Source organism: Candidatus Zymogenaceae bacterium (assembly GCA_016931225.1).
In the GTDB taxonomy this organism is placed as follows: domain Bacteria; phylum Desulfobacterota; class Zymogenia; order Zymogenales; family Zymogenaceae; genus JAFGFE01.
Genome location: JAFGFE010000020.1, coordinates 142,253 through 156,316, shown reverse-complemented (window position 1 = coordinate 156,316; position 14,064 = coordinate 142,253). Strand labels below are relative to the sequence as shown.

Genomic DNA, 14,064 nt, shown 5'->3' with positions numbered 1-14,064 from the left:
ATAACAAGGAGCGTTACATTACCGGGTATCGGCAAAGATGCACGGACGAACGCGAAGGAATATTTTTTGAAAGGAAAGTATCCATGATGTGGCACATTCTCACGGTTGTCAGCGGCATCCTCTGTGTACTTGCCGCGATATTTCCGGACTCCTACAGCCACCTCTTCGCCGGTGACTGGAGAAGTCTGATTTTGTTCTTCGCTGCGGCGGTCGTTCTCTTTTCTTCCCTGGCGCTGGGAACATTTCGTGAATGGTTTTAAGGACGTGCCGGGACCGGAGTATATTTTTTCGCGATACAATTGGACCGAATGCCGCTCGTCATCGGTGACGGGAACCGTCATCGTGCATACACGCGCATGGAGAACATCTGAGTGGTGTGAGGTGCGCGCCGAACTTGACTTATTTATATAACTAAAAAAACGATGAGCCTCCTCGATACTCTTCTGATGTAAGGAGAGGGAGGTGTATCGTCGAATACACAAGGACAGTGAGATATACACCGGTTGTGAATGAATACGGGGAAAACCCGTGCAGAAAAGGTTTGGACAAAACCAAGGTTATTTATTATAGTAATACATGCTGTCGGCGATATATACCGGTGGTTTTCGAACTAACCCGATTGCCGATGATCGAGGTTTATTGACATACATGAGAATTCAATAAAACCAAGGAGGACAAAGCGATGATGCGCTTGTCAACGACAAAAATTTTATTTTGTGCTGCGGCCCTCGTACTTATTCTTTCTCTGGGAGCTATCGCCGCGGAAAAGGCATTTGTGAGTGATATTCTGATCAATCCTTCACGATACATCAACAAGACCGTCAGACTCGAGGGAAGGGTGGAAAGCTCCAACCCGGCGGGTCCCACCACACCGGGCTCCTACGTGTTGGTGGATGACAGCTTCGAACGTATCGTTATCTACACCTTCGATCCCCCCGCACCCGGAGACAAGATCGTTGTTGAGGGGCTGGTTCAAGTGGACCCGAATACCCAGATGCCCTACGTCAGGGAGATGGATACCGGATCCGCCGGGGGTAATTTCGTGATGTACGCCATTATCGCGGGTGTGATAGTGCTGCTTCTCATCATCGTCCTGGTCATCATCCTGACCCGTCCCCAGAAGGCTCCGGCGGCGAAGCCGGTGACCGCGGGGCCGATTCCCTCCACCGTCGCCACCGACGCCACCCGAGCCGCCACCGCCAGGACCCGTCCCCGCACCGAAAAGATCAGCGACACAGAGGCCTCCGCCATCGCCGGAAAGGGGCGTGCGAAAACCGAAAAGGTTCCGTCGAAACCGGCCCAGTTGGAGGTCCTCACCGGCACGAAAAAGGGAGAGCAGATCCTCCTGGCGGCCGAAAACACCATCGGTCGGGACAAGGGGAACATCCTCTTTTCCGATGACCGGGGTGTTTCCGGGGAACATGGCCGTATTACCTACGATCGGGGCACCTACTTTCTCTCAAACGTCAGTCTCACAAATCCGGTCAAGGTCAACGGTAACGCCATCGAAGAAGAGCATGAGCTGGCCGAAGGGGACGAAATCCTCCTGGGCACCGTCAAAGTGAAATTCAGTTTCATGGGATAGGTGATGCAGCCGTTCCCGATACCATAAAAAAATACGAAGGGGGCGCCCGACCGAAGATCGGAGCGTCCCTTTTTTTCCTACGGTGGACATCGATGCGCCGGAGGTGGGAGTGTGTTCCCGAGAGCGTGGAAGAGAAAAAACGTCATTTTCAGGAGCGATTGATATGAACAGAGAACATACAATGATGTGTGTCCGAATCGTCGGAACGGTGATACTGGGATCGGTTCTGCTGCTTTCCGGCGTGGGATTTGCCGCAGATACAACTCCGGCTGCGGAGAGTGATTCCCTCTTCATCGACAATGGATGGGATGTGGCGATCACATTCGGCGGCAGAGCGCCCTCGCCGTCCGAGAGGAGTGAGATCGAGCGGACCCTCCTGGCGGTATACGACGGATGGCGCACGCTCGATTTCGACCTGTATATGAGCGCCTGGTCGGTCGACGCCCTTCAGATCTTCATGGACGGGACGAGGAGAAACTATACCGCCATTTCCAACAAGCGCAAGAAGGATTTCGCCACGTACAGGCGGGTCGATGTCTATTGGGAAATGCTCAGTAATGAGATCAAGTACGAAAACCGGGCGTACGTCGCCACCCGATACACCATGACGTTTTATAAAAAGGACGGCACGAGCTTTTCCGAGGCCGCCGAGGAGCTGTACATTATGGAGCTCCAGAGCAACGGGCGCTGGCTGATCATTGAAAATTACGACTATATCGACATCCTGGAGTGATGGAACATATCAAGAGAGCGGCTCTCAGCCTGGCGGCGCTGTGTATCTGTTTTATGGCGGGTGTATCCTTCGGGGGCGATGATGTTCGGGCTTTCGATGACCGTGTCGTGTTCGTCATCGACGCGGAAAAGGCGTTCCTGGTGTACGAAGGCGCCGAATTAATCGCCTCGTTCCCCTGCGAGACCGGTTACGGCGGCATGGGAAAGACCCGGGAGGGGGACGGAAAAACCCCGGTGGGGGAATATCACATCGCGTGGATGGCGTCGGTGGAGGTGAACCGGGGACACACCGACAAGGGAAGCCCCGTCATCGAGGGGATGACCTGGTGCGACGAGACGGGACTCGTCTACGGCCCCGAGGGACGGAATGAGGAACGGCTCTGGACAGATGCCTACGGCGGGGAGGACGCCACGATCATGGGGCTTGATTATCCGAATGAAGAGGATGTCGCCCGGGGATACACCGGCGACTGCATCGAGATCCACGGGACCACCAGGCTCGTCGACGGAAAGCCGACCAGGTCTGCGGGGTGTATCAAGCTCACGGCAAAAGACGCAATCCTGCTCTACCACATGGTGGATGTGGGGACGCCGGTTATTATCTCGGTTAGCAGGGATACGCTCTCAGGGGCGTATCCCTTTTTTGATGAATGAACTTACTGACGATGGGTGCAGAAAGAGAGATGATATGATGAAACGTGACGGCGGAGGGTCTGTATGTCATCCATGAAGTATATCAGTCGGCGGCGTTTCCTGACAGGGTCCGGGGCGGCGCTTCTCGCCCTGGGGTCGGGATCGGTGGGGCTGTTTCACGGTGCGGTTGCCCGGGGGGCGGAGGGCCGCGGTTTTGAGACCGGGGTGAGTTATTTCGGAAGCCGGGACCCCGAACACGTAAAAAGGGATATGGAGGATATCATCCGGCATCACTGCACGTATGTTGTGCACACCTTCTCCGAGGCGGATTATCACTTCTATTCCGAGGCCATGCGGGAGGTGGTGCGCATCTCCAAAGACGCAGGGCTCACCGTCTATATCGATCCCTGGGGTGTGGGGGGCGTGTTCGGGGGCGAGGCGTTTTCACGATTTGTCATGGAGCACCCGGGGGAAACCCAGCGGCTGGCCGACGGCACGCCGCTTCCCGCTGCATGTATCAATCGGCCGACCTTTCGGGAATTCATGGACGGCTGGATCGACACAGCTGTGGAGACCGGCGCCGACGTGCTTTTCTGGGACGAGCCGCATTTTTACATCCCCAGGGCCGTGTGGCGGGGAGAACAGGGAGAAAATGAATGGGCCTGCAGATGCGACCGGTGCCGGGAGCTGTTTCGAATTCAATACGGGGAGGAGATGCCTGAGCTGATGACGGATGAGGTTGTCGCCTTTCGGGATCGATCCATCGTGGACTTTTTTACCAATGCATCGGCCCGGGGGGGCGCGGCGGGTTTGAAGAACGCCGTGGTGATGCTTCCCCAGGAAAGCCACCTCACCGGCGTATCGTCATGGGATCTCATCGCCGCCATCGACACGGTGGATATCTTCGGCAGCGATCCCTACTGGTACGCCTTCAGACAACCCGTGAGAGAGTTCGTCGCCTCCACCACCGAGAAGGTGATCGGTGTGTCCGCCGAGTACGGAAAGACACCCCAGATATGGGTGCAGGCCTACCGGGTGCCGGCGGGTAGGGAACAGGAGATTTCCGACGCGATATCGATCGTTGCGGACCTGGGGATAAAAAACATCGCCGCGTGGAGTTTTCGGGGAGGCGCGCCCATGAACCTGCAAAGCGACAATCCCGATCTGGTCTGGGAGGTGCTGGGAACGGCGTACGGGAGACTCCATGAAGATCTATAGGGGGCACCGTACTCGTTTCTCGCCGTCCGGACGACTTGTCGGTTGCCTGCGGCCTGATCGTATGCTATCATCAGGGGCATCATAGATTCTCCACCGGTTTCTCGATACGTTGCATCTCTTTTTTGTCCGGCGTTCATCGCTTCTATACATACTGGATATGGAATGGAATCATGAAACAGGTATTTCTTATTATCGGTCTTGACGGCGGCACGAAACGATTTGAAACTTCACGTCCCCTCATCACCGTCGGAAGGCGGAAAAGAAGCGATATCGTCCTGAAGGGGGCGAGGATATCTCGGGATCACGGATTTTTCAAGGTCAACGGCGCGCATCTTGATTATCATGACACCAGCTCCAATGGAACATTCATTAACGGGGAGCTGGTAAAAAACGACTCCCGGAACATTGTCGGCGGAGATATTGTGGAGTTCTGGGGGGAGAGCATCACGGTGCTCAGCAAGGTGATCGCCGATATCAGGACGCCGCCGGGAGGGATCCCGTCTCGAGCCGAGAGATCGAGGGCACAGGGCAAAGGGGCCGGCGGGTCCCGACCGGTCATGCCTGAGCCCGCGACATCCATCTACCGAAACATCTACAGGAGTTACAAGCTCCGGGGTCTTGCCATCTTCGTTCTCTACGCCGTTCTGCCTCTGTGGATCATCGGCCTGATCGTTCATATTATAAGCTCCATTCAGGCGTCGCTGCTTTCGCGTAAAAGGCGGGCGGTCGTGGTCGGCCGCAGGCTTCTTTCCGTCCTGTGGATCTGGGCGCCGATATCGCTTGTTCTGGGGCTGTTTCTTCTCACCCGGAACTTCCCGGAATGTGTCGTGTCCCGATACATTATGGGGTGTGTAGCGGATTTTTTCTGAACGGGGAAAATTCATGGCACTCTGCTCCCGCTGTGGGTATGATAATCCTGAATCGGCACGCTTTTGCCTCGAATGCGGCGAGCGCCTTGGTCACGGGGGTGACCTTTTTATCGGAACCCTGATCGTCGATCGTTTTCGGGTCGATGAGCGTCTGGGGGAAGGGGGGATGGGTTCGGTCTATCTGGGCGTAGACCTCGCAACAGATGAGGCGGTGGCTATCAAGATACTTCACCCCACCCTGGCCCGGGATGAAAAATTCCTGACCCGCTTTGAAAACGAGGCGAGGCTGGCCGGCTCGCTTGACCACCCGAATATCGTCCAGGTGCGGGATACCGGCATGGTCCGGGATACCTGCTACATCGTCATGGACTATCTCCCCGGCGGGGATCTGTCCGACCTCATCAGGAAGCGACGAACGCTGTCGGTGGTTGAATCCTTCCGCATTGCGGCCCAGGTGGCCGACGCCCTTGACTACGCCCATGGACAGGGCATCATTCATCGAGACATCAAGCCGGGCAACATCATGTTCACCGATACCGACATGAACGGCTCGGTCGTCATCACCGATTTCGGAATCGCCAAGGCGATGGGCGTCAAGGGGCAGACCACCCCCGGCACCACCATGGGCACTCCCGAATACATGAGCCTTGAACAGGTGAGGGGCAGGGAACTGGACGGGCGCACCGATATCTACTCTCTGGGGGTGGTGATGTATCAAATGCTCACCGGCATCTCACCCTTTCGGAGGGAGGAGGGTGGAGAATCCCAGGGGGCGGTCTCCACCATTGCGGCCATACTGGACGGTGAGGCGGAGCCGATAGAAAGGCTGCGCCCCGATATAGACAGGCGGGCGGAGTTGGTGGTCAAAAAGGGCATGGCGAAAAACCGCACCGACCGGTACCAGAGCGCCGAAGAGCTCCACAAGGCGATGTATAAGGCGGTGGGGAGGCGGGCGCTGTCGAGTGATCAGGTGGGAGACGGGGGTTTTTTCAGGCGTCTCTTTTCACGGACGCCCCGGGTTCCCTCCGTGGATGTCCTCCCGGCCCGGGTCGAGACGATACCGTCCCCGCCCGCTGTAACCATGTACGGCGGCATGGGGCTGGGGCGGGCGCTCATGGTGGCGGTTCTGCTCGTCCTTATCATTACGGGGATAGTGGCGACGGTGCTCCTTGCCACTCAGACCCTGGTGCTCCCGGGATACTTCGATATCGAGCGTATCGCCCGGCATATCGACCTGGGAGGGTTCTCCCGCACCGGTGGTGGGGGGGGCGGAGGGAGCGGCGGCGGTGGTGTCGTATCTCCGCCGGAAGACGGGGGGGTGACCGAAGATGTGGCGGATCCGGGTGCGGAGACACCGGTCTCTCCGAAGGTGGAGGATGTGCCGTTGAAGGCCGATATCGGGCCGGTGAGTGTTTTTTCCTTCGATGGGGAGGAGAGGGGGGACCACGGGGTACTGTGGGCAAGAAACATGGCGGCCCCCCTGAGGACCTCCCCGGCGGTTGGTGACGGGGGTGCGTCGCCCGTGGTGTTCATCGGCTCCGGCGACGGCCGGCTCTATGCCCTGGACGTCCTGACGGGCGAAGTTCTGTGGCGTGCCGATTCCGGAGGGGAGATCCTCTCCTCTCCCCTGTATTATAAAGACATGGTCCTCGCCGGTGAATACAACGGCCTCCTTTTTTCCTGGAGCGCGATCGGCGGAGATAGAATATGGAGATACAGGACCCCGGGCGGGATTTTCTCGGCGCCTGCGGCCGCGGACGACACCGTGATTATCGGCGGAGACGAGGGGGTGATCTCTGCTGTGGACGCCCTGACCGGAGAGGAGTTGTGGATTTCCGATGTGGGTGGGGATATCTATGCACAGGCGGCGATTTGGGGGGACACATTGTTTGTCGTGAGCCTGGATCATTTCCTCTATGCGGTGGACGCCACCTACGGCACGAATATCTGGCGGTTCGAGGCGGGAAGCGCCCTGTACGCCGCCCCCAGCACGTACGGGGGATGGGTGTTTCTGGGCGATGCCGGCGGTATGCTCTACGCCCTGGACGCCGAAACCGGCGCCCTGGTCTGGCGCAGGAAGACAAATGGATCGATTTTCTCCCCGCCCGCTATCAGCGGCGAAACACTCTACGTCGGCAGCGCCGATGGATATATATACTCCCTCGATGCGCGAACCGGGGCGGCCTACTGGAGGGTGAAGACCGGCGCAGCGGTGGGGTCGACCCCGTTTGTGCTGACCGACGGGGTGGAAATAGGCGAAGAATCCGACTCCCCGAATTCGCCGGCGGGGGAGGCGATGTTGTTTTCCGCGGGCGAGGTCGCCCCCCTGGGGCACATCGAGTGGACCGGCATGGATGATACCTACGACGGAAAGGCGCCGGTTGAGGGGGTCGTCTACGTGGGAAGCCGGGATCATTCCCTCTACGCCCTCGACGCCGCCACGGGCGGGCTGTTGTTTCGCTTCGATACCGGGGGGGAGGTGGATTCATCCCCCGTCGTCGTCAGACTGGATATCACGGTGGAATCGGGGAATGCCCCGGATGAGGACATCGATGAGGCCGAAGCACCCGCCGATACCGTATCCCCGGAGGAGGGGGGGGAAGACGGCGTGTCCGCCGGGGGAGAGGTCGTGACGGTATCGAAGCCGGTGATCTTTTTCGGCAGTGACGACGGGTATCTTTACGCGATCTGGTAGGATAAAAAAACGCCGCGCCCAGATCCGAACGATCGGATGAGGGGCGCGGGCGTGGAATTATATCGTATAGTATCAATGAGTGTGAGGAATCCATGATTTTAAAAAAAATACATCGTATCGGCATAGGTATCGTCTGTGTGGTGGTTTTTACGGTCGGTGCCTGGGTTCAGGCCCAGGATACCCCGGAAGAGACGCCACCGACGGGTGATGAGACAACCACCACGACCGACGATATGTCCTGGCTGTTCGGAAAAGATGCCGGCGTCATCACCTTTTCCGACTTCGATCTTTCCGAATATCCCACCATCTCGCTCTACCTTTCCATCACCGATCAGGAGGGGCGTCCCGTCGACATTTTGAACATTGAAGACCTTACGGTTCTCGAAGAGGACACTCCCGCGGAAAACCTGGAGCTTGTGCCCACCGATCCGGTGCGGGACCCGCTGACGGTTGTGCTTGCCATCGATATCTCCGGCAGCATGGCGGGCACCCCGCTGGCCAGGGCGAAGGAGGCGGCGGAAGTCTTTGTAGAGCTTCTTGAGCCGCAGGATACGGTGGGATTGGTGACCTTCGATCACAACGTCTATGTGAATGTGCCGCTGACCGATGATCACGACGAAGTCATCGATGTCATCCGGAGTCTGGAATACAAGGGGGATACGGCCCTCTACCAGGCCGTTATCGACTCCTCGAAGCTTCTTTTAGACGTTACGGAAGGGCGCCGGGTCGTGGTGGTCCTGACCGACGGCAGAAACGATAAGGCGAACAGCACCGCCACGGAGATGGACGCCGTGACGGCCGCCAACGAAGCCCGAGCGATGGTCATTACCGTGGGGCTGGGCAACCAGATCAACACGACGGTCCTGGACGGCATCGCCTCGGAGACCGGCGGACGGTTCTTTTACGCCCCCACGCCGGGAGATCTGAATGACGTATACGAGCTGATATCCGAACAACTCCATTCGCTCTTCCGCCTCTCTTTTACCTCTCCATTCCCGGAGCGGCCGGATCGGGTGGTCCTTATCCATACACTGGCGGTTTCCCTAACGTATCGGGGGGAGGAGATCAGCGGATCCAGAGATTTCCTCGCATCCACCAATCCCCCGCCGGCCACGGGCCTGATTATGGAGTACCAGGAGAAAAAACGGATCGAGGAGGGATGGAAAAATGCGTTCATCGCGCTCCTGGCGGTGGGGGCTGTGCTGATTGTGGTGATTCTCCTCGTGCTCATCACCAGGACTGTGAGAAAGAGAAGGTAAAAACACGGACGGAGACGATCCCGTGTTTTAAAACCGGAGTATGGTGAAAGCATCGGCGATGCGGCTGTACGGAAGGTTTCATCGGGAGGAGGTGTGTTGTGGGAAAGACAGTAATCGGCAATTATCATCTCGTCGAGGAAATCGGCGAGGGGGGAATGGGGATCGTCTATCGGGCTAAACAGGCGGGTCTGGACAGGATCGTCGCCCTCAAGGTGCTTCTTCCCCATCTGTCCGCCCGCGAACGCTTTGTGGAGCGGTTTTTGAGGGAGGCAAAAAACGCCGCGACCCTGGATCACCCGAATATCGTGACGATCTACGAGGTAGGGGAGGATGAGGGGACCTACTTTTTTTCCATGAAATACATGGAGGGGGGAGACCTGGAGGATGAGCTCTCCCGGGGACCGATACCGATAGAACAGGCCGTAGACATCATCCGGCAGGTGGCACAGGGGCTGGCCCACGCCCATGAAAAAGGCGTCATCCACCGGGATATCAAGCCCGCGAATATCATAGTGGACGAGACCGGACGGGCGGTGATCACCGATTTCGGCATCGCCAGGGCCGCGTGGGAGGAGCGCCTGACGGACGCCGGCATATCAATGGGGACGGTGGAGTATATGAGCCCGGAGCAGTTTCGCGGAGAGGAGCCGGGACCGGAGAGCGATGTATACGCCCTGGGAGCAACCCTGTATCATGTGCTCACCGGCAGTTCCCCGTTTCCGGGAAAGACCACCCAGGAGGTGATGTATCAGAAATTTGAGGGTGCGCTCGTACCGCCGACACAAGTGAACACTGCACTCCCCGAATGGACGGACCATGTCGTGGGCGCCGCAATGCGGGAGGATCGGACGGAGAGGATACAATCGGCCCGGGAGTTTATCGAAGCCCTCGAGCATCGGGAGGTGACGTCCCCGCAGGCTGTGGGTGCGCTCGTGGCGGAAGCGGTGCCGCATGCGGATGACGGGGCGGGCGAACTCCCTCCGGCCGCACCCGCTCAGGATGTGAATAAATCTCTGAGGGTTTTCAAAAAAGTGATCGTCGGTGTCCTGGCGGCGTGCATCGCTCTGGGTCTGGCCGTCACGGCTCTGTTCGCCGTCAAGGCGCTTACGGGGAGAACGCAACCCACCCCCGGGATGATCCCGGAAGGGGGGACGACGGCGCCGGCGATGGCACCACCGACGATGGAGTCTCCGTCACCGGCGCACACCCCATCGGCACCGGCTCCCGCCCCCGCCCCGGCGCCGACTCCCGAGCCGTCGGTGCGCTACGGCGTTATCACCGGGGATAACGTGAACATCAGGTCCGGCCCGGGGGTTGGCTACGATAAAATCACCCAGCTTGATTCGGGGGATTCCGTGACCGTTCTGGATGAGAGTCTCGCCGGGAATACATCGGAGGGAAAACTCTGGTCGGACACCACGATATCCCTGGAGCACGGCGGCGGCATGACGTTGAGCGGGGGGTATGCCGTGACGGTCGTCGGGGAGGACGGCCGGAACTATCGAATTCGGTTCGACGTGGACGGCACGGGGTATTATGGGTATGTCCCCAAGGCCGACGTGAAACTGTTTATCGACGATTACTGGTACCAGGTGGAGACACCGTCGGGTCTGATCGGATGGGTGATCGATGATTACGTCGGAATCTACTGATGGTGTCGGGGAAACGCGGCACCGCGGCGGCGATTAACACTATTCAGGGAGAACAACACATGAGGGATATATCGGTACGGAACGTATCGTTACTTATTAAGAGAGCGACTCTCTTTTTCGTTTGTCTTGCGGTGCTGTGTATCGTGTCGGGAACGGTGATGGCCCAGGGCCAGCAGCCGCCCCGGGCGGGGAGCGGGAGCGATTCAACCCTCCTTGAGCCGGCGGTCGGACCGGGGGGCGATGTGGTCATTAAGAACGCCTGCGGCGCGTATACGGAAAAGCTGGGGATAGACCTATTGGCCGCGGGAAGACGGGCCGTGACCGACGCGGGATTCGCCGTCAAGAGCGAGCTTTTTCTACCGATCTATCGATTCGAGACGTTTATCCACTATTACCCCGGCGACGAGGCCGCTGCGGAAAGCCTTCGCCGGGCCGTGGGAACGGGCACGCTTATAGAGGACGATACCCTGACCCCCGGGCTTTTGAAGGTTATTCTGGGGGCAGACGCCGTGGCCCGCCTGATCTCGACGACGCCCCGGGAGCCCGTGGTCTATATCCTGGACGCCACCGGCGCGGAAAACGAGGTATCACCTGCGGTGGTGCTTTCATCGGTCCTGGCCGCTGCGGATGACGGGGAGGGCGTCTATACGCCGGTTTCCGTCAATAAGGGGATGGAAGAGACGACGATCGTCTATTATCCGATGGGCGGCGGCGGGCGGGCCGGTGAGCTTGTGACGATCGTGGGGATGGGTTCCGTGCGGATGGTGGCGGGGCTTTCGGATTATTTCGTGGTGCTGGCCCCGGATTACGCGGGGGAGGACTGGAAGAAGTTGCCGTCGTGGGAGCCGACCGAGGGGGAGGAGTATTCGATCGTTATTGATAAGAGTAAATACATCCTGGAGGTCAGAAACAGCGCAAATGAGACGGTCTGTGAGTTTCCAGTCTCCATCGGGTCGAATCCGGACCTCCAGGATAAGGAACGGGTGGGGGACTGCCGCACACCGGAGGGGGAATTCACCGTCGAGAATATTCATGATGCGTCGGGCTGGCGGTATGAAGACGAACTGGCCTACGGTCCCTGGTTCATCCGGCTTGTGACCCCCCCCTGGACCGGCATCGGCATCCACGGCACCAACGAGGAATACCTGATCGGCGCTCCCGCCACCCACGGCTGTATTCGGCTCAATCCCATAAATATCGACAAGGTCAGGCGGGCGGTGGATATCGGAACAAAGGTGACCATTGTTCCATAATCGGGGAACGTCGAGGGGAAAAGAGGTGAGGACGAGAGTTTTTACCAAGTGATGCATACAGATACTTCATCGTGAAGTGTGGAGAGAGTATGATGTCGATAATGATTCTTGTTTTTTTTCTACTATTGATCATCCTTCTGGGCGCCGCCATCGTGTTTGTTCTCGTCACACAAAGACGGTCCGGGGATGGTTCCCCGTCTCCCTCGGGAGAGCGACCGGTTTTCAGAGCGGAATTGTCGGAAGCCTCACACACGGCCGTCAGCCTGAAGCCCAAAAGCGGCGGCACATCCCGGGATGAAACGGTTGCATCCGGATCCATCGGTAATTATGAGTTGATCAGCGAGCTGGGCGAGGGGGGCATGGGGATCGTCTACAAGGCCAGGCAGGCCACCCTGGATCGGATTGTGGCGCTGAAGGTGTTGCTCCCCAACCTTTCCCGGAAGGATCGATTCGTTCAGCGCTTCATGCGGGAGGCGAAGAACGCCGCCACCCTGGATCACCCAAACATCGTTACCATTTACGAGGTGGGTGAGGATAACGGCTCCTACTATTTTTCCATGAAATATGTGGAGGGCGAGGACCTGGACCAGCTCGTGGAGCGGGGGCCGCTCTCCGTTGATGACGCTTCGGCCATCGTCCTCCAGATCGCCGGGGGGCTTGCCCATGCCCATGAGCGGGGCGTGATTCATCGGGATATCAAGCCCGCGAACATTATTCTGGATACCACCGGCAGGGCGGTCATTACGGACTTTGGCATCGCTCGGGCGGTATGGGAGGAGCGAATGACCTCCACCGGTATGTCGATGGGGACCGTGGAGTACATGAGCCCGGAGCAGTTCAAGGGGGGCGATGTGGACGAAAAAAGCGATATCTACGCCCTGGCCGCCACGTTTTATACCCTCATCACGGGCAGCTCCCCGTTTCCCGGCGCTACCACCCAGGAGGTGATGTACAAGAAGTTCAAGGAGGTGCCCATCCCGCCCACGGAGATCAATCGATCCCTCCCGCCCTGGGTGGACCTCGTCATCGCCCGGGCAATGGCCGAGGATCCGGCCGGGCGCTACCCGACGGCGAGCGATCTCGCCCGGGATATCCGGGCGGGGCTGGAGGGAACGCTGGGGGCGGCTTCCGTGGAACCGGAGGGTGAGAGGGAGAAAAAAGGGAGAGAGGCCGGGGCGGCGCCCACACAAGAGGAACCGGAGGCTCCTCTGGAGGCAACCGTTCCCGATGAGGCCGGCGTCCCGTCTGGGGCGGACGGGAAGGAGGCCTTTACCCCCGCCGAAGAAGGGGATATCGCACCGGATGCGGCGCTTTCAGGTCATGTGCCCTTCCCCGTCGAACAAACGGATCAAAGAAGAAAAATACTCTTCATTTTCGTGGGCGTGCTTGCGGCTGTGTTTGTGTTTCTCCTCGGTTCCATCGGTTTCTGGGTGATGAAGCATACAATCATCCCGAAGGTCACCGGCGGCGGTGCTCCCGGGGGAGGTTCCCCGATGTCCGGCGGAAGATTGTTCGGCTCCGGCTGTGATGATTATCTCGACGAATCGATCATCAGATCGGTGTTCGCCTCCACAGCGAATGAAGAGGGGGCGAGTTACGACCTGATGAATGTCTATTACTTTGAGGGCTCGTTCACCGCCCCGAACAGGCGAGAGGCGATCGTGTCCTTTGAGGATTACAACCAATCCAACGTCAGTGAGGTCTCCGAGGTGTGGCTCATCACCTGTGACGGTGGATGGCACAAAGAACTCCTTGTCATTGAAGGCGACTACTGCGAGATAAATACAGTCGACGTCAACAATGATGGAGTGGATGAGCTGGAGGCATATGTCAGCAATTACTCCTCGGGCTTCGGCGGTGTTGCCTACTACCTGTTCGCCCTGAAAGGGGGGTATGTCAATACCGTGTATACCGTCTTTGGGGAGGACCAACTGGGCGCCCCCAGCGACTGGGCGTATAATGCGGATCACTATATATATTTCGAAGATCGAGACGGAAACGGAATTCTGGAACTGATCGATGAGCTGACCTACACTTATTATTCCTATGATTACCACTACAACGAGTGGGAATATCAGAGCGACGAGTATTATATCTATGTCTACACGTTTGGACTGGATGGATCCGGGGATCTATATTTGGGCTCCTATGAATAGATAATACCATCG

11 protein-coding genes are annotated in these 14,064 nt (G+C 58.3%); all 11 read left to right on the top strand.

The genetic code is table 11. The features are described 5' to 3' along the window. Window positions 1-83: 83 nt before the first annotated feature. The 11 genes from JW885_09540 (at window position 84) to JW885_09490 (ending at window position 14,052) form a co-directional block, all read left to right on the top strand. Window positions 84-260: a hypothetical protein gene (locus JW885_09540; protein MBN1882404.1), complete on the top strand. Its 177-nt coding sequence runs from the start codon at window positions 84-86 to the stop codon at window positions 258-260. A 515-nt stretch (window positions 261-775) separates the two neighbouring features. Next, the gene (locus JW885_09535) at window positions 776-1,585 is read left to right on the top strand and encodes an FHA domain-containing protein (GenBank protein ID MBN1882403.1); all 810 of its coding nucleotides are present in this window, start codon (window positions 776-778) and stop codon (window positions 1,583-1,585) included. Window positions 1,586-1,748: 163 nt separating this feature from the next. Further along, complete coding sequence (locus JW885_09530) at window positions 1,749-2,318, top strand: nuclear transport factor 2 family protein (GenBank protein MBN1882402.1); 570 nt, start codon at window positions 1,749-1,751, stop codon at window positions 2,316-2,318. Further along, window positions 2,318-2,971, top strand: coding sequence for a L,D-transpeptidase (locus tag JW885_09525; protein MBN1882401.1), 654 nt, complete (start codon window positions 2,318-2,320; stop codon window positions 2,969-2,971). Before JW885_09530 ends, JW885_09525 begins: the two co-directional genes overlap by 1 nt. Before the next feature lie 63 nt (window positions 2,972-3,034). Next, entirely contained in the window at window positions 3,035-4,168 is a 1,134-nt protein-coding gene (locus tag JW885_09520) for a hypothetical protein (protein ID MBN1882400.1), read from the top strand. A gap of 170 nt (window positions 4,169-4,338) precedes the next feature. After that, window positions 4,339-5,037: an FHA domain-containing protein gene (locus JW885_09515; protein ID MBN1882399.1), complete on the top strand. Its 699-nt coding sequence runs from the start codon at window positions 4,339-4,341 to the stop codon at window positions 5,035-5,037. 13 nt (window positions 5,038-5,050) lie between these two features. Continuing rightward, window positions 5,051-7,732, top strand: a complete 2,682-nt coding sequence (locus tag JW885_09510; protein MBN1882398.1) for a PQQ-binding-like beta-propeller repeat protein — start codon at window positions 5,051-5,053, stop codon at window positions 7,730-7,732. A 92-nt stretch (window positions 7,733-7,824) separates the two neighbouring features. After that, window positions 7,825-8,991, top strand: a complete 1,167-nt coding sequence (locus tag JW885_09505) for a VWA domain-containing protein (GenBank protein MBN1882397.1) — start codon at window positions 7,825-7,827, stop codon at window positions 8,989-8,991. 98 nt (window positions 8,992-9,089) lie between these two features. Beyond that, a complete protein-coding gene (locus JW885_09500; GenBank protein ID MBN1882396.1) occupies window positions 9,090-10,643 on the top strand; it encodes a protein kinase in 1,554 nt (517 codons plus the stop codon). Window positions 10,644-10,702: 59 nt separating this feature from the next. Beyond that, on the top strand, window positions 10,703-11,896 hold the full coding sequence (locus JW885_09495; protein ID MBN1882395.1) for a L,D-transpeptidase family protein: 1,194 nt from the start codon (window positions 10,703-10,705) through the stop codon (window positions 11,894-11,896). An 89-nt stretch (window positions 11,897-11,985) separates the two neighbouring features. Continuing rightward, a complete protein-coding gene (locus JW885_09490) occupies window positions 11,986-14,052 on the top strand; it encodes a serine/threonine protein kinase (GenBank protein ID MBN1882394.1) in 2,067 nt (688 codons plus the stop codon). Window positions 14,053-14,064 lie beyond the last annotated feature (12 nt).

Excerpts from the sequence above, each read along its gene's own strand:
- JW885_09540 (MBN1882404.1), top strand. The coding sequence starts at position 84 with ATGATGTGGCACATTCTCACGGTTGTCAGCGGCATCCTCTGTGTACTT.
- JW885_09530 (MBN1882402.1), top strand. The coding sequence starts at position 1,749 with ATGAACAGAGAACATACAATGATGTGTGTCCGAATCGTCGGAACGGTG.
- JW885_09525 (MBN1882401.1), top strand. The coding sequence starts at position 2,318 with ATGGAACATATCAAGAGAGCGGCTCTCAGCCTGGCGGCGCTGTGTATC.
- JW885_09520 (MBN1882400.1), top strand. The coding sequence starts at position 3,035 with ATGTCATCCATGAAGTATATCAGTCGGCGGCGTTTCCTGACAGGGTCC.
- JW885_09515 (MBN1882399.1), top strand. The coding sequence starts at position 4,339 with ATGAAACAGGTATTTCTTATTATCGGTCTTGACGGCGGCACGAAACGA.
- JW885_09510 (MBN1882398.1), top strand. The coding sequence starts at position 5,051 with ATGGCACTCTGCTCCCGCTGTGGGTATGATAATCCTGAATCGGCACGC.
- JW885_09505 (MBN1882397.1), top strand. The coding sequence starts at position 7,825 with ATGATTTTAAAAAAAATACATCGTATCGGCATAGGTATCGTCTGTGTG.
- JW885_09495 (MBN1882395.1), top strand. The coding sequence starts at position 10,703 with ATGAGGGATATATCGGTACGGAACGTATCGTTACTTATTAAGAGAGCG.
- JW885_09490 (MBN1882394.1), top strand. The coding sequence starts at position 11,986 with ATGATGTCGATAATGATTCTTGTTTTTTTTCTACTATTGATCATCCTT.